Origin of the sequence: Planktothrix sp. FACHB-1365 (genome assembly GCF_014697575.1) — a bacterium.
GTDB lineage: Bacteria > Cyanobacteriota > Cyanobacteriia > Cyanobacteriales > Microcoleaceae > Planktothrix.
The window spans coordinates 17,780-38,927 of record NZ_JACJSC010000017.1; the positions used below are offsets into that span (position 1 = coordinate 17,780).

General features: G+C 37.9%; 17 protein-coding genes. 10 read left to right on the forward strand and 7 right to left on the reverse strand.

Features of this window, described 5'->3' with window-relative positions:
• Positions 1 to 255 precede the first annotated feature (255 nt).
• Positions 256 to 1,962, forward strand: coding sequence for an RNA-directed DNA polymerase (locus tag H6G57_RS17700; protein ID WP_190520875.1), 1,707 nt, complete (start codon positions 256 to 258; stop codon positions 1,960 to 1,962).
• 26 nt (positions 1,963 to 1,988) lie between these two features.
• Here H6G57_RS17700 and H6G57_RS17705 read toward each other — a convergent pair whose 3' ends face one another.
• Positions 1,989 to 3,611 carry a nuclease-related domain-containing DEAD/DEAH box helicase gene (locus H6G57_RS17705; protein WP_190520878.1) on the reverse strand — a complete coding sequence of 541 codons (1,623 nt, stop codon included), beginning with the start codon at positions 3,609 to 3,611 and terminating at the stop codon, positions 1,989 to 1,991.
• Positions 3,612 to 3,915: 304 nt separating this feature from the next.
• The gene (locus tag H6G57_RS17710; RefSeq protein WP_190520880.1) at positions 3,916 to 4,773 is read right to left on the reverse strand and encodes an NAD(P)-dependent oxidoreductase; all 858 of its coding nucleotides are present in this window, start codon (positions 4,771 to 4,773) and stop codon (positions 3,916 to 3,918) included.
• A gap of 136 nt (positions 4,774 to 4,909) precedes the next feature.
• Between H6G57_RS17710 and H6G57_RS17715 the strand changes: the two genes are divergently transcribed.
• Positions 4,910 to 5,107: a hypothetical protein gene (locus H6G57_RS17715; protein WP_190520882.1), complete on the forward strand. Its 198-nt coding sequence runs from the start codon at positions 4,910 to 4,912 to the stop codon at positions 5,105 to 5,107.
• Positions 5,108 to 5,141: 34 nt separating this feature from the next.
• Here the strand turns inward: H6G57_RS17715 and H6G57_RS17720 are convergent, their stop codons facing one another.
• Both H6G57_RS17720 and H6G57_RS17725 read right to left on the reverse strand, forming a co-directional pair.
• Positions 5,142 to 5,426: a hypothetical protein gene (locus H6G57_RS17720; protein ID WP_242049010.1), complete on the reverse strand. Its 285-nt coding sequence runs from the start codon at positions 5,424 to 5,426 to the stop codon at positions 5,142 to 5,144.
• Positions 5,427 to 5,606: 180 nt separating this feature from the next.
• Positions 5,607 to 6,374: a proteasome-type protease gene (locus tag H6G57_RS17725; RefSeq protein WP_072719936.1), complete on the reverse strand. Its 768-nt coding sequence runs from the start codon at positions 6,372 to 6,374 to the stop codon at positions 5,607 to 5,609.
• 454 nt (positions 6,375 to 6,828) lie between these two features.
• On the opposite strand from H6G57_RS17725, the gene H6G57_RS17730 reads away from it, so the two are divergent.
• The 4 genes from H6G57_RS17730 to H6G57_RS17745 all read left to right on the forward strand — a co-directional run bounded on the left by H6G57_RS17730 (position 6,829) and on the right by H6G57_RS17745 (position 14,345).
• On the forward strand, positions 6,829 to 11,313 hold the full coding sequence (locus H6G57_RS17730) for a DUF4347 domain-containing protein (protein ID WP_190520884.1): 4,485 nt from the start codon (positions 6,829 to 6,831) through the stop codon (positions 11,311 to 11,313).
• 316 nt (positions 11,314 to 11,629) lie between these two features.
• On the forward strand, positions 11,630 to 13,171 hold the full coding sequence (gene hflX / locus H6G57_RS17735) for a GTPase HflX (protein ID WP_242049011.1): 1,542 nt from the start codon (positions 11,630 to 11,632) through the stop codon (positions 13,169 to 13,171).
• Positions 13,172 to 13,413: 242 nt separating this feature from the next.
• On the forward strand, positions 13,414 to 13,596 hold the full coding sequence (locus tag H6G57_RS17740; protein WP_190520888.1) for a hypothetical protein: 183 nt from the start codon (positions 13,414 to 13,416) through the stop codon (positions 13,594 to 13,596).
• Between the two features lie 353 nt (positions 13,597 to 13,949).
• On the forward strand, positions 13,950 to 14,345 hold the full coding sequence (locus tag H6G57_RS17745) for a hypothetical protein (protein ID WP_190520890.1): 396 nt from the start codon (positions 13,950 to 13,952) through the stop codon (positions 14,343 to 14,345).
• Between the two features lie 54 nt (positions 14,346 to 14,399).
• On the opposite strand, the gene H6G57_RS17750 is transcribed toward H6G57_RS17745, so the two are convergent.
• Positions 14,400 to 15,236 (reverse strand): DALR anticodon-binding domain-containing protein, encoded by an 837-nt coding sequence (locus H6G57_RS17750; protein WP_190520892.1) that lies wholly within the window; start codon positions 15,234 to 15,236, stop codon positions 14,400 to 14,402.
• A 167-nt stretch (positions 15,237 to 15,403) separates the two neighbouring features.
• Positions 15,404 to 15,532, reverse strand: coding sequence for a hypothetical protein (locus H6G57_RS29430; protein WP_255528381.1), 129 nt, complete (start codon positions 15,530 to 15,532; stop codon positions 15,404 to 15,406).
• A gap of 1 nt (position 15,533) precedes the next feature.
• Between H6G57_RS29430 and H6G57_RS17755 the strand changes: the two genes are divergently transcribed.
• On the forward strand, positions 15,534 to 16,292 hold the full coding sequence (locus H6G57_RS17755; protein WP_190520991.1) for a Crp/Fnr family transcriptional regulator: 759 nt from the start codon (positions 15,534 to 15,536) through the stop codon (positions 16,290 to 16,292).
• A gap of 155 nt (positions 16,293 to 16,447) precedes the next feature.
• On the opposite strand, the gene hmpF is transcribed toward H6G57_RS17755, so the two are convergent.
• Positions 16,448 to 18,193, reverse strand: a complete 1,746-nt coding sequence (gene hmpF, locus H6G57_RS17760) for a pilus motility taxis protein HmpF (RefSeq protein ID WP_190520894.1) — start codon at positions 18,191 to 18,193, stop codon at positions 16,448 to 16,450.
• Between the two features lie 263 nt (positions 18,194 to 18,456).
• Between hmpF and H6G57_RS17765 the strand changes: the two genes are divergently transcribed.
• From H6G57_RS17765 to H6G57_RS17775, 3 genes are all read left to right on the forward strand, one after another.
• Positions 18,457 to 19,692 carry a response regulator gene (locus H6G57_RS17765; protein ID WP_190520896.1) on the forward strand — a complete coding sequence of 412 codons (1,236 nt, stop codon included), beginning with the start codon at positions 18,457 to 18,459 and terminating at the stop codon, positions 19,690 to 19,692.
• 470 nt (positions 19,693 to 20,162) lie between these two features.
• Positions 20,163 to 20,528, forward strand: coding sequence for a response regulator transcription factor (locus H6G57_RS17770; protein WP_072718823.1), 366 nt, complete (start codon positions 20,163 to 20,165; stop codon positions 20,526 to 20,528).
• A 12-nt stretch (positions 20,529 to 20,540) separates the two neighbouring features.
• Positions 20,541 to 21,065, forward strand: coding sequence for a chemotaxis protein CheW (locus H6G57_RS17775; RefSeq protein WP_190520898.1), 525 nt, complete (start codon positions 20,541 to 20,543; stop codon positions 21,063 to 21,065).
• Positions 21,066 to 21,148: the final 83 nt, after the last annotated feature.

Here is a 21,148-nt window from a genome sequence, read left to right on the forward strand (position 1 = left end):
GGGAAATAGAAACCGGGTTTCTTAATAAAACTTTCGGTTTTCGCCGATAGATAACATGAGAAACCCGGTTTCTGAGCCTATTCCCTCGTTTTTAGTTTCTAGCCATAAATGCCATTAGAAAAAATAGTCCCCAGTAACAGAAGATTAAATTGAATGAATAGTGGTATAATTAGCTATATTCCTAATTTCTAAATTTACTGATTATTAAGGAATGAGTAAATAAAATGGCAATTTAATTAAATCGGTATATTTTTTATGCTTCATTTTAACTTAGAAGATAATTTAATTAACAAAAACCTAATTAAAAATTCAATTTACTATGCTATTCATAGTAGACTAAATAATGATTATTTTTGTGATTTTTTTGAGCTAAATATCAACTGCAAAGATAAAATAAAAATCAATCAATTAGTTGAATATATTAGAAATATTTATTTATTATCAGAACCTTACATACAAGATGAATCATTTGCTTATGCTTATCCAAAAAATGATTTGTTTATTAGAAAATGTATCTATCTTCCTTTTAAGGAATATGCTGTTAGATATCATTTAATCAATACTTTTTCACTAGCAGTTGAAAATTGTTTTATTAACACAAGCTATGCTCATAGAACTCAACGTTCAACAACAAAAAGTGAATTTTTGCCATTATTTAAAGAGTATTATCCTGAATACAAAAAATTTATTAAAGGGGCAGAATATCTTCTCAAAGAATTTAAACAAAATAACCAAGAGTCTTATTTGTTAAAGGCAGATATAACAGCATTCTATGATAGTATATCACATCATTACTTAGTTGATGCAATTTTTGAACTTCTAGGAAATATTTTACCAAGGAAATATGAAGAACTTTTAAAACAAATATTAAAACCAAAATTTGAATTCTATTCAATTATTGATGAATCATTAAAATCAAGAAATAAGCATCAAGGCTTATTAGTGGGAAATATAACTGATGGATATTTAGCAAATATTTTATTAACTAGAATCGATGAATTAATGATTGCCCATGGTTTTAATTATGCACGATATGTCGATGATATTAAGATAATTACCACTACAAAAGATGACGCTCTGAAAGCAGTCAATATTTTACAAGAAGAATTACATAGAATAGGCTTAACTTTAAACTCTACTAAGACAGAAATTATACATAATCCTAGTTCGGTTGAGGATCTGCTTAGAAAGAACCATCTAATTTCAATGCAAGATATTTTAAATGAAAATTTTAATGTTACTACCCAACAAGAATTCCTAGAAGAAGATGAGGATATTCGGTTAAAAGATATACTGAATATTAATTTTTCTGAAAAATTAAAAATAGAAGAAGTAAAAAAAATAACTAAATTTTTGAATAAATTAAAATTAAATAATGATTATGATGAAGAATTTTTAGTTTATCTTATAGAAAAAATTCCTGAAATGATTTTATTATTTCCTGAAACAATAAATACTAATACTTGGACTGTTGTTAAAATTATAAATTTTGGTTATAGTAATAAGATTATATTTGCTGGATATAAAGCAATGAATGGAATTTTTAAGGATAGAAAGATTATGGATTATGCTAGAACAAGATTAATTCATCATTTAATTAAGCCAAGAAAGAAAGATCCTCCATATATACTTATGATGGTAAAAAATAACGATAGTTTTCGTGAAAAACTGATTTCCATATTTCAAAAATTTTTATCGGCAAAGTCCATTGACTTAAATCTTAACTCATTATACGCATTATGGATACTATCTCATAAAGAAAATGGAAGCATTTTCGACGAGACTTTATTTCACCAAACTATAGATAATTATTTACCTAGACCTATTTCTCATACAATATCAAGAGTTTTAGCTTCCATTCTTTCATATAAAGGCAGCTTAAACTTTTTTGATGACTTTGATTTTACAGCTTTCTCTGATAACGCCGAGAGTGTGGGACTAGATGACTTGAATTATCAATAAAATATGATTCCGACAACTTCCTAAAATTAAAATATATCGGCAATATTGGTAATATTTGAAGATATATCTTTTCTTAAAAATAGATGTAATATACTACAAGCTCTGGATCTACCAATGTATCTTAATCTTCTCAAACGAATTGTCTCAGAAATAGGTTCAGGGTCTAATTCGACTAATAAAATAATATGATTTTCTAACCCTTGGAACTCATAAACAGTTGACCAAGTAATTGTTTGAGGATGAATTGGACTAGCTAAGGAAAATTGCTTAAATTTAAATGATAATGACTCAATAAATGATTGTATAGATTTCAAAATATATTCAATAGGTTGCTTAGAAAATAGTATTGTTATATTTTTTGGGCAAATTTTTTCATCCTTGGTCATGTTTATAAGCGTAGCTTGTAAAGCATCGATTAAATCCTCATCAGAAATAAAAAAATTTTCTATTACTTCTTTAAATTTCCTAACTGGATCTTTAACTTTATAAGTTGGACTAATATATTCTTTGTAACAATCAAAAATTTCAACGGTATTTCTAATTACTTTTTGTAGAGTGAAATTGGAGGATTTAAATATTTGCTGTATATCATTCTTATTCGTTTTTTGAGAATCATCTTTAAAAATAATAATATGTAATATTTTGTCTGAATAATTAGCTAAAGTTCTTAAAAAAGTTACATCTAGTTGTTGTGCTTCATCAACAATTATTCTGATTTCTGTTTCATTATTTTTGTTTTTCAAAATATCATTAACTCTTTCAATTTCTTCACTATTTAAAATCGTTAAAATATCATGATTGACTTGAATATTTAGAATAATTTCACGATTAATATAATATTTTGATTGTTGAGAATTTGTAATGAATAATACAAACTTATTGGATTGAATATCTGATATTGCCTGAGATATGGCAAGTTGAGTTTTTCCAGTTCCTGCTGGCCCTTCAATAAGTATGGGTTGATTCGCTCTGTAGAAACCATCTAAAATTTCTTGTTGTTCTTTAGTAAGCTGAATAATAGTTTGTTTTTCATCCTCTAGTTTTGCACTCAGAGATTTTTTAAATACACATTTAGGAGTAATTAAATTTTTAATTTCTTCTACTCTCTGCTTTCCAAGAGGACAATCTTTAGGATTAGTATAATGACTATATAATTCATTAATTCTAAACTCTAAATTAATAAGATCATAACTCAATAAAGTTACTTCTTGTTCCATATATGGAGCTAACTCCCCCTCTAAAGTGTCACTGTGGGGAAAGCATATTGCATATCCGCAAGTGAACCACAATGTTTTTAGGCTAGGTATCTTTTCTTTTAGGTATACAGGCAATTGTTTTGAGTTAGCTAATTGTTTTTTATAGGGATTTCTATAACATTGTTGATCACCTGATTTCCACTGATCATGCTCACCATCATAAGAAAATTGAGATCCACCTTTAACTTCAATAATTAATAAACCTTTTTGGGGATGAACTAATAAAAAATCAGTTTCTCTTTCTGTTCTACACCCTTCTTTATTTTTGAAAATCCAATATCGATCTTGAAAAATATAAAAATCATCTTCAAGTTGAGCTAGTAAACGATATACTTGTGATTCCCCATATAAATTAGGATTAGATGGGCCGTCTGGAGGAAACATTTTAGCCATTTTAATATTACTCTGATTGCAGCTTATTGGGGGTCAGTAGAGTATCAGAGTCTTCAAGGGTTCTGGGTAATGTGAGTTTGAAAGAGCGATCTCTACTTTATAATCTCTATTGTACTTGTAAAACGTCTTATAGCAAAGCACACGCGCTATTTTCTGTTGATCAATACTTCAATAAGAGTGATCTATACAGTTTGAGTTGGTGCGTGTGGCAATACTGACACACCCTATAAGTTTTCAGCTACAAAGAAAGTTTGTGGTGGTGCGTGCGATCCACGCTGACGCACCTGACTACAATGAATTGGAGTTAAGAAGGTTTAATAGCCGTAAATAGGGCGGAATAATCATCGTTTGATTTTCCGAGTTTTTGCGTCGTTTCTAATATTGCTTTTACTCCTTCTAATGAACTTGCATTTAACCCCATTTTGACCGCTTCTTGTAGAAACAAATTCGTGTCTTTTAATAGATGTTTTACGGGGAAATTGGGATTTTCATAATTTTCTTCTAACATCCGTTGTAATTTTTTATCAAAGGTGGGAGCATATAACGCACTGTTGCGTAAAATATCCATAAATAATTCGATATCAACTCCTTGCTGTTGAACAAAATTTAAACTTAAGGCGAAAGCCGTTGTTAAGGAAGCAATTAATTGATTTAAGGCTAATTTTAACGCAGCCGCACTTCCGACTTCTCCAATATATTTCGGTTCGCCTAAGCATTTTAACAAATTCAACCATTGATCAAATTGCGCCTCTGTAGAACCTACCATAATTTGTAATGTTCCGGCTTTCGCTTCAGGAATACTCCCCAAAACAGGCGCTTCTAAATAGTCTCCTCCTGCTTTCAGAATGTCTTTTTGAATCGTTTTACTATCCGTTGGCGAAATTGTTCCCATTGAAATCACTGTTTTTCCCGATAAAAACGATTGAAATTCTGAACGGAACAAAACCGACTCAATGGCGTCTTGATTCGTTAACATTAATAAAATACAATCACTGGTAGCAATTAAACCTTGAGGCGTTCCGGCTACTGTCGCCCCTGCTTCCCTTAACGGTTCGACTTTAGAGGTTGTGCGATTATACACAATGAGTTGATATCCAGCTTCTAACAGTCGTTGCGCCATCGGAAACCCCATTAACCCGGTTCCGATTATTCCGATTTTCATTTAATGTTAACTCCCATTGACTAGAAATCCTGATTTGCAACCTAGATCATAATAGAGCTAAAATTTAATAACTACAATTTTCAGAAATTTCAAACCATCAGGGCCCATCTGTTAACCTTCCTACAGGTGTAAGCTCATGAAACTCGGCGAAATTTTGATGCGTAGAGGTTTAATTTCCTCAATACAACTTGAACAAGCCATTACCGTTCAAGGAGTTTGTCATTTAAGATTAGGAGAACTGTTAGTGACTGAAGGTTGGATTCAGACCACTGACTTAGAACAAGCCCTTTTAGAACAAAAATGGCGTCAAAAGGGCTTGTGGGTAATTGATTAGTTCTTTCCTTAATTAAAATGCGTGTTTAATAGACTTAAATTGAATACAGTTGATCTTCAAATAAATCTTCTCCGAAAACTGGGGTGACGTTTTGAAACCCTAAGCTTTCCAGATAAGATTTCCAACCGTCCGGGGAATCTTCTATGTCTAATGCACCCAGTACCCTAGCAACATCTGCAATCCAAGGAACAGTCCAAATGGTGTATCCTTGCCAATTTGAGCCCACTGATAACCAATCTGGGAGTGTATGTTCTCGAATAGGGCTTGAAAGTTCCCAACTTGCGCGAAAACAGTAGATTTGACCAGAATTTAACATCATTTTTTTGAGGATTTTGAACGGCAAAATGGACAGATTTCTGTCTCAACAAGATGCGTGAATTTAAAATTACGCATAAGTCTAAATTTAGCGGATTTATTTAACGATCCACCTCAATCAAAAGATAGGATAACTTCGAGAGTTTAACCGTATCCTATACAACAAATAATCTCTAAAAAAGATCTAATCAATTAAAATATCCTCCGAGGTGTCGCTAGTTCGATGCTGCCAATTAATATTAGGGATATTATTAAATCCTTGTTTGAGGCACTCTTCCCAGAGTTTACGAATTTCTGCTAAATAGGGATCACCCAAGCGTAGTTTTAACCAATTTTTGACCTCTAAAGTATCTTTTTCATATAACACTAAATTAATGGGAGGCCCTACAGAAATATTAGATTTCATGGTAGAATCAATTGAGAGTAATGCACATTTAGCTGCTGCTTCTAAATGGGTATTAAAGCTCAATGTTCGATCTAAAATGGGTTTACCATATTTAGTTTCTCCTATTTGCAAAAATGGTGTTTCTCTCGTGGCATGAATAAAATTACCTTGGCTATAAATTAAAAATAAAGCCGGATCTTGTCCCTTGATTTGCCCCCCTAATAGCATTGAACATTGAGGCTCAATTCCGTCTTTTTTTAGCCATTTTTCATCCAGTTCTTGAATTTTTCTGAGTTTTGATCCAATATATCGAGCGACTTCATACATAGAAGGGAGAGTATGTAAATTAATCTCTTCCTGGGTTTTGAGATCCCGATCTAATTCGCTGACAATTCCCTGGGTGATGGAGAGATTTCCCGCCGTACATAATAGAATTACGCGCTCACCTGATTTAGAAAAATCGAATAATTTCCGATAGGTAGAAATATAATCAACCCCAGCATTTGTGCGCGAGTCCGCCGCAATCACTAAGCCAGTATTGGTAATAATACCCAAACAATAGGTCATAGAAAGTTTCAATAAAATTTAGTAACTCACCAAAAGGAAAAGAATAGACTTTTCTGACCCGAACTGTCAACCATCAAGCTTTAATACCCCACCCTCCTCTTCTACCCAGATCAAAATTCAACTCAAACAGCAGGAGTCCCCGACTCTAGCTGTACCCCTGTGAGTAGCAGGAGGAATGGCTGTGAGTCCATGATTGCACTACTAATGTAATCTTCTTTGGTAGAATCAATCAGAAGCCGGAGAATTAGGAATAAAAGATTCAGTCATTGGACATCACGAGAACTGCTGTTGGAGATCATCAAGCAAGGCATTGCCAAGACCATCTTACCTCGTCATGTAGAACGATTAATGTTAGAAACTGATTGGAAATCTCACCCGTTATAACAGAATACGGGTTAAATTCCTATCGAAATAAATGGAAACTATAAGCGGTTGTTCAAGTAGGAAATGCTCTATGAAGATCTGTGTTTTTATTGATTCGGCAATTAATAACTGTGAATATTTAATTAAAAATGTTTTTGAATCAGTAGAAGTTGTCCAACTTAATAATAGTCAAGATAGTATTCAACAAGTTGCAGATTATCTACGACAAAGACGGGAGATTCAAGAAGTTCATCTAATTAGTCATGGTGCTTCAGGTTGTTTAAAGTTTGCCAAAAGTCAACTTGATTTAGAAAACTTAGAAAACTACCATCAACTTTTAAAACAAAGCTTTTCTGCTGTCGATTCTTTAATTCTCTATGGCTGTCATCTTGCTCAAGGAGAAAAAGGTCAAACTTTTATTAAACAATTACATCAAATTACGGCTACAAAAATAGCAGCTTCAACAAGCTTAACCGGAAACAAAATCTTAGGGGGAAATTGGGATTTTGAATTTACCCTTGGCAATCTTAACGTTAATTTACCGTTTAACCCAGAAGCACTTCAAAGTTATCCTTCTATTTTAGCGACTTTTATTGTTAATAGTACAGGGGATACGAATGATAATGATATAAGCAATGGCATTACTACACTCCGAGAAGCAATTACTGTTGCAAATATAACCCCTGGAGCAGATCGAATTGATTTTAATATTCCCAATAGCGATCCCGGATTTAATGCAACGACTAATTCCTTTACAATTCTACCATTATCCAGATTACCTGCAATCACAGATTCAGTTGTTATTGATGCGACTACTCAAACCGGATTTACAGGTACTCCGATTATTGAAATTAATGGCACTAATGCAGCAGGATTAGATGATGGAGTTATAGAAATTACAGCCGGAGAAAATAGCATTATTCGAGGGTTTGTCATTAATCGTGCTGGATTTAGTAATGCAGCCATTTTAATTAACAATAGTAACGCCAATCAAATTGAAAATAACTATCTGGGAACCGATATTACAGGAACCGTTGATCCAGGGGGAAATGGGTCAGGAATTATTATTCTTAATTCTGCTAATAATATTATTCGAGATAATCTCATTTCGGGAAATAATAACACTTCGGCAGTGGGAATCCGTATCGAAGGAAATACCGCTACCAATAATCAAATTTTAGGAAACTTTATCGGCACAACTATTACAGGAAATGCAGCTTTAGCAAATTCAGGTGGGGGTATTGTCATTGAAAATGCGCCTAATAATATTATTGGAGGAACCACAGCAAGCGATCGCAATATTATTTCTGGAAATGGCTTTAATGGAATTAATATTAGTGGAATTGATACCATTGGTAATCGAATTTTAGGAAACTATATTGGTACAGATATTACTGGAACCGTTGCAGTTCGTAATACTTTTGATGGAATTTTAATCTCATCTAATGCGTCTAATACAATTATTGGCGGAACCGCAGTTGGTGAAGCCAATTTAATTTCAGGTAATGGTTCTAGTGGTATTTTCCTCCAAACTGGAAGCAATAATCAAGTCATTGCCAACTTAATTGGAACGGATATTACGGGTAAAATTGCTTTAGGAAATGGGTCAGTAGCAGGCGTAAGGATTGAAAGTTCCGAGCATCTCATTCAAGATAACTTAATTTCAGGAAATATTGGCGATGGAATCTTAATTGGGAGTAGCAATGCCAATAATAATATTGTTACCGGAAATCTCGTTGGAACAGATATTGATGGAATCGCAACTTTAGGCAATAGTGAAACCGGAATTATAATTGCCCAATCTGCAACGAATAATAGAATTGGTGGAACTATTCTTGATGAACGAAATATTATTTCAGGTAATAATAGTTCAGGAGTTAGTATTCAATTTAATGCCACCAATAACCAAGTTTTAGGAAACTATATAGGGGTAAATATTAACGGAATTGCAGATTTAGGAAACGCTGCTGATGGTATCAGTTTATTGGCAGCACCTAATAATATTATTGGAGGAACTGTTGCTGGATCTGGAAATTTAATTTCTGGAAATAATGGAAATGGAATCGATCTGGGTTTAGCTTCCTCTGAAACTCGAATTTTAGGAAACTTTATTGGGACAGATTTTACGGGAACTGTTGCAATTCCTAATACAGAGAATGGAATTAGTACAGATGGGTTTCCGGTTAATGGAATTATTGGGGGTACAACGCCAACAGAACGAAATTTGATTTCTGGAAATGGAGAAAATGGGATTGATATTTCTGCACCCAATTATCAAATTATTGGTAACTTTATTGGGACTCAAATTGATGGGGTGAGTTTGTTAGGAAATACAAACGCAGGAATAAATATTGCTTTTGGGGGGAACAATACCCGTATTGGTGGAACAAATACAGGAGAAGGAAATGCGATCGCTTTTAATGGTAGAGATGGAGTATCTGTTGGAAATGGCAGTACAGGAAATTCTATTTTATCGAATGCTATTTTCTCTAATATTGAATTAGGAATTGATTTAAGTTCACCTGCTATTAATACAGCCGGAACAACAGCAAATGATGCGGGAGATACGGACACTGGAAGTAATAACCTGCAAAATTTTCCAGTTATTACTTCAGCCGTTTCCGATGGAACTAATACAACCGTTTCTGGAAGCTTAAATAGTACGCCTAACACAACTTTTCGAGTTGAATTTTTCGCTAATGATATTTTAGATCCCACCACATTCGGAGAAGGTCAACAATTTTTAGGGTTTGCAAACGTCACAACTGATGCAACGGGAAATATTAGCTTTGATCAAAGCTTTTTATCTTCTCAAACTGACAATAAATTTATTACCGCTACCGCTACAGACCCCAGTAACAGCACCTCAGAGTTTTCAGGGGGACAACAAGTTAACCCCTTAACCCAAGTTGAATTTTCTCAAGGAAATTATCAACTAAATGAAGATGGAACTGTTGTTGGTTCAGCTATTACAATTAATCGCATCGGAAATACCGCAAGTTCATCCAGTATTGAGGTTCAATTAACCAATGGAACAGCAACCGGAGGAACAACCTTAGACACCGGAATAGACTTTAATAACACTTCAATTTTAGTTAATTTCGCATCGGGAGAAACCTTTAAAACCGTAACAATTCCCATTAATAATGATACGTTACCCGAAGAGAACGAAAGTTTGACATTAACACTAGCCAATGGAAGTATTGGAACAATCATTAATCCTCAAAATAGTTCAATTGTTGAAATTATCGATAACGACGAACCAGAACCTACACCTACTCCGACTCCGACTCCCACGCCAGAACCCACTCCTACACCCACTCCGACTCCGACTCCCACGCCAGAACCCACTCCTACACCCACTCCGACTCCAACACCCGAACCTACACCAGAACCCACGCCTACTCCGACTCCCACTCCAGAACCCACTCCTACACCGACTCCCACTCCTACACCCACACCAACGCCAACGCCAGAACCAGAAGATCCAGACTGTCTTTGTCCCTCTTTCCCGACTCCTCCTGATGTTAATTTAACTCAACCTATAGATAGAATTGTAGGTAAGGAACCCGATGAAAAATTATTAGGTACAGAAGGAAATAACTTTTTACAAAGCTTTGGTGGGAATGATACTTTAATCGGTTTAGATGGACAAGATACCCTGGTTGGAGACATACAAAACGATATTTTATTTGGAAATAAAAACGCAGATTTATTAATCGGTGAAGTCGGAGAAGACACACTCTATGGAGGAAAAGAAGATGATTTAATTTTGGGAGACGAAGGAAATGATCAAATTTGGGGAGATGAAGAAAATGATACTTTATTAGGAGGGAATGGAGATGACACCTTATTAGGTGGAATTAACGATCCATCTAATCCTAATGAAGATGGACTAGACTTATTATTCGGGAATGAAGGAAATGATTTAAGTTTCGGAAATCAAGCTAATGATTCTCTCTCAGGAGAAGCGGGAAATGATACGTTGTATGGCGGAAAAAATGATGATTTGATGTCGGGTGATGCAGGTGATGATTTACTATTGGGTGATCAAGGAAATGATACCCTTTGCGGCGGTGAAGGGGAAGATACACTCTATGGAAGTTTAGGTTCACAAATAGAAGCGAATTCAGGAGAAGAAGAAGATTTACTCTGTGGCGACGAAGGAAATGATTTTCTGTTGGGAAATGAAGGAAAAGACACCTTAAATGGTGGCGAAGGAAATGATATTTTGTTTGGGGGTATAAATAATGATAGCCTGATTGGTGGCGCAGGTAATGATACTTTACTGGGGGATCAAGGTAACAATATTTTAGCAGGGGGAACAGGACGTGATCTCTTTGTTGTTAAAGTTAATCAAGGTGAAAATACAATAATTGACTTTCAAGATAGTCAAGATCAAATTCTGGTAATTTTAAATGAAAATTTAGCTAATTTTATTCCTTTTGAAGACTTGATGATTACCCAGAATGGAAACAATACATTGCTCCAATTTGAGGAACAAGTTCTGGCTATTTTAGAAGGGATAGAAGCAGACTTGATCACCTCAGAGGATTTCTTGTTTGTTAACACCTAACTCAATTTTCTTTTCCCCTCTGTTCCCTGTTCTAAGAGTGGGTAGCGCTATAACGGGTGATTAACGTTATCATGATCTCAAATCAACCCCTATCGTTTATGGAGGGCCAGGGAACTGGTTAAACGTGCCTATCGAAACGATTTATGGTCAACTACAAGGCCTAAAACCCAGTCAGCTTAAACGGTTGCAAAGCCTGTATCATCAAAGATTACCGGGTGATCGCATTACAACCGCAGAATTTGCCCAGCGACTGGCGGCCATTAGTACAGAAGTCGAACAACCTCTGTGCGCCTATATTAACCGTCGGGGACAAGTCATGCGTGTGGGAGTCGGAAGCCCGCGCCAGACCCAAATTCCCCCCTTAGAACTGCCCCGTTATGGCAATGGACGACTGAGTGGGATTCGCTGTATTGCCACTCAAACCAACGCCGAACCCCCCAAAGAATCAGCCCTCACTGCAATGGCCATTCAACGGTTAGATGTTCTCGCCGTTCTAACCTTAACTGGAAGTGGATTTCAACGACGAGGAGGAGGTGAAACAGGTTATGTCAAAGATACCTATATCGCTCACCTTGTCCCAGAAATGGACACGGCAAATCATCAACACATTGATAATGGTTTTTCTGCCATTCCCTATTATTTGTCCTTGCCCATGAGTTTGGATACCCTTTCCCAACAGGACTTTCTGGATTTAGTTAATGGCCTAGAGGCAGAATTTGAACGGGAATTTGTCGCCCGTGAAGTTGATTCTAGTCAAGATAAAGTCCTCTTAGTTGGGGTCAAAACGGAAAAAATCTCACCCCAACGTTTTGAAGATGGGTTAGCGGAATTAATTCGTTTAGTCGATACCGCCGGAGGTAAAGTGTTACAAACCCTGCGCCAAAAGCGTTCTCAACCGCATCCCCAAACCGTTGTCGGCGAAGGGAAAGTCCAAGAAATCGCCCTCGTCGCCCAAACTATCGGCGCGAATTTAATTGTTTTTGACCGGGACTTATCCCCCGCCCAAGTTCGTAACCTGGAAACCCAAATTGGGGTCAGGGTTGTAGACCGAACTGAAGTGATCCTCGATATTTTTGCTCAACGGGCTCAGTCGGGGGCTGGTAAATTACAAGTGGAATTGGCCCAATTGGAATATAGTTTACCTCGCTTAACGGGTCGAGGTCGGGCGATGTCTCGGTTAGGAGGTGGAATTGGAACCAGGGGGCCAGGGGAAACGAAATTGGAAACGGAACGGCGAGCCATTCAACGGCGCATTTCTCGGTTACAGCAGGAAGTGAATCAACTACAAGCTCATCGTTCTCGTTTGCGGCAAAATCGTCAAGTTCGAGAAGTCCCGACGTTAGCCTTAGTCGGATATACCAACGCCGGAAAATCGACGTTATTAAATGTTTTAACCCAGTCGGAAGTCTACACGGCTGACCAACTCTTTGCGACCCTTGACCCCACCACTCGCCGTTTAGAGATTCCTGACACCATGACGGAGGAACCTTTAAATGTCGTGATTACGGATACGGTGGGATTTATTCATGAGTTACCCCCACCTTTAATTGATGCCTTTCGCGCTACCTTAGAGGAAGTCACCGATGCGGATGCGTTAATTCATTTAGTTGATTTATCCCATCCCGCTTGGGAAAGTCAAATTGAGTCGGTGATGCAGATTTTAAGGGAAATGCCTGTTACTCCTGGCCCTGGATTATTAGCGTTTAATAAAATTGATCAAACTGATGGTGATACCTTACGATTAGCACAAGAAAAATATCCCCAAGCGGTTTATATTTCTGCATCTAAAGCGTTAGGATTAGAAACCCTCAGAAAACGCATGGCGGCTTTAGTTCATTATGCTGTTTCTAATCGTTAAAAGGGAATTACGAATTACGAATTACGAATTACGAATTACGAATGGGGAAGGGGGAACACGGGATAGGAAAAAGGGATTAGCGACTCGACAATTATTTATAGCCAACATTGAATGATAGAATATAACCCCACAATCCCACTATTTTTTATCTGAACAATGATTTTTTTCAATTGCCACTTTGAGCGATAATCGCTATATTATTAATAGATTGATCGTTCACTTACTCAGGCAGGAAATTAAACATGGACAGTAATACAATTCGAGAACGAGTTGCTTTAATTGAGCAAAAACGGGAATCCTTGGTTAAGTTGTTAGAAAAACCTAATTTAGGAACCCTCAGAATTGATGTTAATCAAGCCTTAGAAGAAATTGATGAATTAATTGAAGACTTTAAGCGAACTTTCCCAAATCCAGAACATAACTAAAAGGCAATTATCCCCTGTGAAAATAACTATTTTAAAAATTACAGGGGAAAATGAGTTAGCAAATCTCCCTTAATGAAATTTAGGTTATTAATATTAATTATTGTTTGAAAAATGTTTTTTTGAGGAAAAATATGTTACAATATAAAATTGTCTCTGTCCTATATATAGCAAGTCTAAATGGATTGTACAATCATAATCATCGGGATTATTAATCATAAAAAATGGACACAAATCCCAGTGTAGGGGCGAGGCGCGCCTCGCCCCTACGAGGAATTGGATTTTAAGTCTGATGTACAACTGATGTAGACTTGCTATAGATTCGAGTTAATTTTAATTAAAAATAATTAATATCTATGAGCTTAGAAAATATAAAAATAGAAACCACTATTCCCCAAGAATGGGCTAGTCAATTGAATCAATTATCCGCAGAAATAGGACATTCTGTAGACAAATTAGTTCAAGAAGCTATCGAACAGTATTTAGAAAAAGTTAAATCTTCATCAATTTCTAATTGCACTAATTTAGATGCTTCAAACCTTCAACAAGACTTATTAATTTTACAGCAAAAAGTTAAATCATTAGAACCCTTATTACATCAAGTTGCTAAATTAGAAGCCAAAATAGTAGGCCTTGAAAAAATAATTATTCCAGAAGTTCCTATTATTCCTAATTCTACCTTTGCTCAACTTTTAACCAATGATGATGATGACGATGAACCCGATGAAGTTCTAACCGATTTTTTAGGATAAAAATATAGTAAATCCTGAAGATCTCTCTTCTCTTAGCCCTAAAAAGCTTACAATTTACAATTCAAAAGGAGCCATAATTCCTAACTTTTCTTCTAATAAAATTTGGAGAATCACTTGCGTAATTAAAACCAAACCTAGTCTCGCTTGAGCCAATTTCGGGGTCTGTTGTTTAACCTCTCCCCAAATTCGACAGTAACGATAAAACTGTTGAAAATCTTGGCTTAATTGAGCAGCAAGTTTTAGCCAATTGGGGGAACTTAAAGGGAAAAAAAGAGCATCTACAGTCTTCACCAATTGCATTAAAAGTTGATAGTCATAACTTTGAGTCAATTGTAATTGTCCTTGAGCCGTTAACCAAGGAATGGGGGGAGAAGTAACGCTAATTTTTAAAGGTAATACAGCTTTTAAATTCGGTTCTTCTAACTGAATTAAATGCTCCCGGTGAGCCAAACTTAATAAAGAACAGCAGCGAGCATGACTATATTGAAGCTCAAATTGATCCGGGGAAATTTCCCTATTCCGAAGTGGAGTTAGTACCCACCGATGGCGAAGAAGTTGTTCTAACCAAGTCGCTATTCCCCTATCAGTAAAGATAAATTGCAACATTCCTGACGACAAGGGATAAACCGTCACATCCCTAGGAATTTGCCCAAAACCATACTGACCCTGTGTATTTAAGGTCTTTAAGCTAACACAGATAGCCTCCGCCAGATCCAGAGGAGGTTGATGCAAGCGGGATGAAAGTTTCAGCGCGATCGCCGATCCGTATGTGATCTTAGTCTTATGTTTAATGTGATTTACGGGAATTTCCTGAGAATTAACCGTATCAATCCCTTGAAATTGTAAACTTTTTCCCAGTTGTACCGCTAACATCTTTGCCAAAGCAAGCATAACCTTCTAAATCCATCCCAAACAGGCTTACATTGGCTATTATCAACATACTAAGTCAATACCCTGACGGAATTTTTTGAAATTGATTGTCTAAAATAGTTGATGAGTTTACTCAAAAGAGATGTGTTTTTTGTTACTTTGGTTAAAGGATCTTAAACCCTTCTCTCTTAAGTATAAAATACACCTTCAGGATAGGCGAGCAATTCTGTGAACCCATTCAACACTTGACGGATGTGGAGGTGTATAAGCATCTTGCCGTGACCTTTGACTAAAAATTGTTTATTACCTGATCTCATGATGCAATCATCTCCTATTCCGACCGATTCCAATCGACCTTTCCTAACCTGGCAGAGGATTACAGACTGGGCACAGGAACATTACCGTTGCCGCAGTTTCAGCAAAGATGAGCGGATTCCGGCTCGTCCAGGGTTACTGTATTTAGTCCAACGGGGTGCAGTCCGATTAGTCGGTAGCGCTCAACTGGAGTATGCCAAGGGTAAACCCAATTCCAAACCCCGGAATCGCAATTTAGATGAAGCCTTTCTCGGTTTTGTTGGTGCAGGTCAACCCTTTGAACTGGTGGCGCAGTCTCCCTTTAGCCTACAAGCCTATAGCCACGCCGATGATACGACGGTGTTATGGATGTATTGGCACGATTTAGATAATTGGCCCCATTTTCGTCGGGAAGTTCTCGATGCGTTTCGGTATCAACATCAACGGAAATTACTTTGGTTAAGTACATTGGGTCAACGTCGTACCATTGACCGACTCTTAGGATTTTTAACCTTACTCATTGAAGAATACGGGGAATATTATGCCAGTAGTAACGGGGAAGATGGGTTTAAAGGCTATTGTTTACCTTGGTCATTAACCCACTCTCAAATCGGCAGTGCCATCGGTTCCACACGAGTTACCGTAACTCGTCTGATGGGAAAACTCCGTCAACAAGGCTTAGTTTATACTCAAGACGATAACTTAATTTGTATCCCCATTGAATCCGAAGACTACAACAAAACCTTGGATTTAGAAGACGATGCAGGCTTTGAAGAGGAATAATCAGTTATCAGTTATCAGTTATCAGTTATCAGTTATCAGTTATCAGTTATCAGTTATCAGTTATCAGTTATCAGTTATCAGTTATCAGTTGTTGATGAACTCCAGGCTTCTAAACTGTTTCCTGTTGACTAATAACTGATCAAATCTGATAGTAATTAGTGATTACTGATTCCTGATAAAACCTGCCGTAACTGTCTTGTTGCCTGGGTTTGAGAGTTGGACAGATCTAACAGTTGATTCAGTTGAGCCGTTGTTTCCTGCAACTGCTGGCGAACTTGATTCCACGAATCTTGAACAGGTTGTAACATTTCCTGATACAAATTAATCCGCCCCCAAAGTTCAGCCACCATGCGTTGTTGTTCGATCCAACTTTGCTCCTGAGTTTCTAACTGTTGACGGGTTTGTTCTTGTTGTTGAACTTGAGCATTTACCTCTGTCTCTCTTTGGGCAAAGGTAGAGCGCAATTGTTGAAGTTCCGTTTCCAAAGTTTGGAGTTGCTGTTGTTGTTCCCGTTGTTGGGTTTCCAAACTCGCAATCACCGATTTCAAATCAGTCGGCCCTCCTGCGGTAGCCGGAGATAAACCTCGACGACGATTTAAAACCCCTTCATATTGAGTTTTATGGTCTTCCCGTTCTTTTAAGGTACGGCGCTGACCCACCAATGTTTCATTCAACATTTGATAGGCATCTTGTTCATCAGCTAATTTCGTCTGTAAACTTTCTCGATCGCCATCGTTTGCCGTTTTGAGTTCCTCTTGAATTTCCCCAATCTCTTCGAGTTTGTATTTTAATTCCTCCTCTTGGTCTTTAACAAAACCAGACCAGCGATCCCATTCCTGTTTTAATTGTTCGACTTCCGCTTGTAATTGTTCTAAGGGCATCGCCTCCAATGCTTGGATATCCACTTTCACGCTCACTGCGACGGGTTCATCCTCCGATTGACGAGAAGCCAACTCTTGTAACTGTTCTAATAAAGTTTGACGGCTTTGGATCAAGGTTTGTAACGTTTGAGCATAGTCCTGTTTCGTTTGGACTAACTGTTGCTGGGAGGCTAACTCAGAGCGATTTTGAATTAACAGATCCTGCGCTTGCTGCCACTGTTGCCATTGCTGTTTAATGCTGCTGGTTGTCGTTTCTAGGGTTTGTTGAAGGCGTTCAGCCTCAGAACGTTGTTCTTGTAATCGTTGCTGATGTTGTGCCAGTAAACTCTCAGCCCCAGTCACTTGTTCTAAGGACTGATGGAGTTTTGTCTGTAACGGAGAAATTTCAACAGGGTTAGACAATTGATTGAGTAAGTTATTGAGGAGTTCAGATTGTTCGGCACTCAAGGAAGGAGAGGACTGTAATTGAGCTTGTTGTTCTTCAAGCTGTTTGCGTTGATCTCGTAACTGCTGTCGAGTAGTTTCAATATCTTGACGAGCCTGGTCAATTTGAGACCGTAAATGGTTACTTTCATCTCGGGAACGCTCAATTTCTTGACGTTGCTGTTCCAGCCGTTCTAATTCTTCCTCCAATTGTTCCATCTGTTCTCGTCGGGCTTCCATTTCCATTTCCCGGCGATTTAATTCCTGACTTTGGTAAGTCAACGACTCCTTCCACTGTTCAATTTCTTCCTGTTGGGTTTTAAACTTTTCCTGCAACCGAGAAAAATCTTGGAGAATTCCCACGAGTTGGCGGGCAGCTTCTTGGATGCGCTGTACCTGCTTACCCGTATTCAGATCCACTAAGACTAACGTTCCGTCCTTAAAGTTATTGGCATCATCAGCAAGGATGATTTCATCTCCGGGTACAGCACTCCAATTGTTTTCACCTCGCTGACAAGCCAATAGCTTGAGTTCAGTCCTACCGCCGCCCAGACCAAATTTGCTACTCTGCTTTTGTACTTCCGCTAAATAGAGCATCGGCCCTTTATCCTCTTGAGGTGTTCAAGCACTATTTGTTCGCTGTCTTAATCATAAAACCTTCTGGGAGTCGCAGGTAAACAGTTAATCCTGAAGCCTAATATACCGTTAGTTAATCCTTAATCCCTAACTATCCGGTGCATAAGTGGCTGTCTCCCCTAGAATATAAGGGAAGCCGTGATTTGATCATCACGATACTGCCTTATTTTTCATCTCTAGGATGTACCTCAACCCAAACCCATTTGCAGGAGGCAACTTGCTAAATGCAAGGCTCTTTAAACGAAATTGATATTCGCAGTATTTTGCAACTGATTGAGCTTGGCCAGAGAACAGGGGAACTCATGGTCGAAGCTTACAGTTCATCCCAGATGGCCACTGAAATTGAACGCCATCCCAGCCGTTTAACCGGACAATGTTGGTTAGTGTTTTCTTGGAACGGTCGCATTATCTATGCAGGTCAAAGCGAAGGCAGCCTGATGAGATTACGCGATTATTTACGACGCTATAAAGCTGAAGCCGTTCTCGCTGAGTTAGAAGTTCCCTCCATTGCTTCGGTCAATGCTCCAGAGTATGGGTACTTGTGGGTGTTACTTGAACATCAAGTGATTACCCCAGCCATCGCTCGTAATATTGTTCATTGTATGGTTCAGGAAACCTTATTTGATTTACTGAGTTTACATCAAGGCGCTTTTATTTTTGAAATGGGATCTGCTTTAGCGCCCCAATTAACCACCTTAGAAATTAGCCCATTATTAGCCAATATTTTCAAACAAGTCCAAGAATGGAAAAAATTCCATCCCCATATTACCTCCCCGAATCAATGTCCCTTAATTACGGATCGATCAAAATTACAAGAGACCGTCCGACCTCAAGTGTTTGAAACCTTGAATCGTTGGGCTGATGGCCAAACCTCGATTCGTCAAATTGCCCGTCATTTACATCGAGATATTGTCATGGTGACAAAAGCCATTTATCCGTTTGTACAACAGGGATTAGTACAACTATTAGCTCCCCATCCCGAAAATCCGTTAACCACACTAGAACCCTTCACCGATAGAAATCGTAGCCCTCGAATTGTCTGTATTGATGATGATCTGGTGATTCGGCAAACGGTTGAATTTATTTTAAAAGAACATGGCTATGAAGCAACTGCCATTGGCAATCCTTTAAAAGCATTGAGTTTAGTGTTTCAACTCAAACCCGATTTAATTTTGTGTGATATTGCCATGCCTGAATTAAATGGTTATGAAATCTGTGCTATGTTACGAAATTCGACAGCCTTTCGTCAAACTCCCATTGTCATGTTAACGGGAATTGATGGATTTATTGATCGCCTCAAAGCTCGAATGATTCGAGCCACCAACTACTTAACAAAACCGTTTGGCGATGCTGAGTTATTAACCTTAGTGGAAACTTATATTGGGCCAGGGAAACTCACGAATACAGCTAAAGAGTCTAAATTAGAAGAGGAGTTCATGAGTGAGTTAGAAACCCTTTAACTCTCCCCCGTAGAAAACCCCAGACTGGATCAATCCAGGCGGTCAAAGATTTGTATAATTAAATAGGACTCTGGCTGACAAGATACACAATCCTGTAAAACCTGACTCTATGGGTTTATAGATTCGGGAACTATACTTGAAATTAAACAAGATGTTAAAAAAACTAAGTGATCATAACCCTGCCGATGGGATTGACAACTAAACAAACCCGGAGCGATCCGATGCAAAACCCTGCCGCCGATTCGCCCTTCAATTAAATACCCGATGATTGGGTCTTTGAGAACATAGAAATAGCCTCTGTCCTGTAATGCCAACAGGTATGCCAGAAAGAATAACCTCTTTTGAGGCGCAAAGGTTTAGTTGACACTTTACGATAAATTTCTAATGCAGCAGCATAAACCCCTTATTCCTTGGACTCTTACCCCTAACCGGATTATCAATAATTCGGGAGTTTCCCAGGGAGAAGAAAGATGAATAAAGTTATGGTGGTAGAAGATAGTGTCACCCAACGGGAGATGATTTCTAATCTTCTCAAAGATAGTGGCTTACAAGTCAGTGTCGCCAGTGATGGTGTAGAAGCATTAGAACAAGTCCAAAAAAGCTGCCCCGATTTAATGGTGCTCGATATTGTCATGCCTCGGATGAATGGTTATGAACTTTGTCGTCGCCTCAAATCCGATCCCAAAACCCGCAATATTGCCATTGTGATGTGTTCTTCTAAAGGGGAAGAATTTGATCGCTATTGGGGAATGAAACAGGGGGCAGATGCTTATATCGCTAAACCGTTCCAGCCGACGGAATTAGTCGGAACCGTTAAACAATTGCTTAGAGGGTAGGGGTAAACAATAATGGTTGGAAACCCAGATTTTTTAACCGGGCAAGGAACAGATGGCCCAGAATTTCAAGAGTTGGAAACTCCCGAAGGGGAGCCCCACCTCCGGTTTTTTGTGCCTTCAGGCAATGAATTTGCCCTTCCTGCCATCGGAATTCGAGAGGTACTGTTTCAATCTCCAGACCGGATGACGCCCATTCCTAACGTTTCCCCTCTATTACTGGGAACCTTCAACCTTCGAGGTCGGGTGATTTGGGTGGCTGATTTAGGTCAATTTTTAGGGGATAGCACTCCCTTGAATACAGACCGCACAGAGATCCATGTTATTGCGGTAGAAGACCAAGACATTATATTAGGGTTAGCGGTTGATGCTCTCAATGATATGGCATGGCTTGACCCTGATAAAATGCAAATGCCCACTCAAGTCAGTGATAGTATGGCTCCTTTTATTAAAGGAGAATGGCAATTGGCAAATACAGGGAACGTTCTGCGACTCTTAGACCAAGTAGCAATTTTGCGATCGGCTCGTTGGGCAACGTGATCTAGCCAACTCAAGGTTCATAGCCTAAAATGTCACAGCCTGCCCAGCATCAATTGATTATAAAACTGTTTAAGTTAAACCTT

Bases quoted from the DNA above. Each gene is read 5' to 3' on its own strand.
- H6G57_RS17700 (WP_190520875.1), top strand. From the start codon at position 256: ATGCTTCATTTTAACTTAGAAGATAATTTAATTAACAAAAACCTAATT.
- H6G57_RS17705 (WP_190520878.1), bottom strand. From the start codon at position 3,611: ATGGCTAAAATGTTTCCTCCAGACGGCCCATCTAATCCTAATTTATAT.
- H6G57_RS17710 (WP_190520880.1), bottom strand. From the start codon at position 4,773: ATGAAAATCGGAATAATCGGAACCGGGTTAATGGGGTTTCCGATGGCG.
- H6G57_RS17715 (WP_190520882.1), top strand. From the start codon at position 4,910: ATGAAACTCGGCGAAATTTTGATGCGTAGAGGTTTAATTTCCTCAATA.
- H6G57_RS17720 (WP_242049010.1), bottom strand. From the start codon at position 5,426: ATGATGTTAAATTCTGGTCAAATCTACTGTTTTCGCGCAAGTTGGGAA.
- H6G57_RS17725 (WP_072719936.1), bottom strand. From the start codon at position 6,374: ATGACCTATTGTTTGGGTATTATTACCAATACTGGCTTAGTGATTGCG.
- H6G57_RS17730 (WP_190520884.1), top strand. From the start codon at position 6,829: ATGAAGATCTGTGTTTTTATTGATTCGGCAATTAATAACTGTGAATAT.
- hflX (WP_242049011.1), top strand. From the start codon at position 11,630: ATGCGTGTGGGAGTCGGAAGCCCGCGCCAGACCCAAATTCCCCCCTTA.
- H6G57_RS17740 (WP_190520888.1), top strand. From the start codon at position 13,414: ATGGACAGTAATACAATTCGAGAACGAGTTGCTTTAATTGAGCAAAAA.
- H6G57_RS17745 (WP_190520890.1), top strand. From the start codon at position 13,950: ATGAGCTTAGAAAATATAAAAATAGAAACCACTATTCCCCAAGAATGG.
- H6G57_RS17750 (WP_190520892.1), bottom strand. From the start codon at position 15,236: ATGCTTGCTTTGGCAAAGATGTTAGCGGTACAACTGGGAAAAAGTTTA.
- H6G57_RS29430 (WP_255528381.1), bottom strand. From the start codon at position 15,532: ATGAGATCAGGTAATAAACAATTTTTAGTCAAAGGTCACGGCAAGATG.
- H6G57_RS17755 (WP_190520991.1), top strand. From the start codon at position 15,534: ATGCAATCATCTCCTATTCCGACCGATTCCAATCGACCTTTCCTAACC.
- hmpF (WP_190520894.1), bottom strand. From the start codon at position 18,193: ATGCTCTATTTAGCGGAAGTACAAAAGCAGAGTAGCAAATTTGGTCTG.
- H6G57_RS17765 (WP_190520896.1), top strand. From the start codon at position 18,457: ATGCAAGGCTCTTTAAACGAAATTGATATTCGCAGTATTTTGCAACTG.
- H6G57_RS17770 (WP_072718823.1), top strand. From the start codon at position 20,163: ATGAATAAAGTTATGGTGGTAGAAGATAGTGTCACCCAACGGGAGATG.
- H6G57_RS17775 (WP_190520898.1), top strand. From the start codon at position 20,541: ATGGTTGGAAACCCAGATTTTTTAACCGGGCAAGGAACAGATGGCCCA.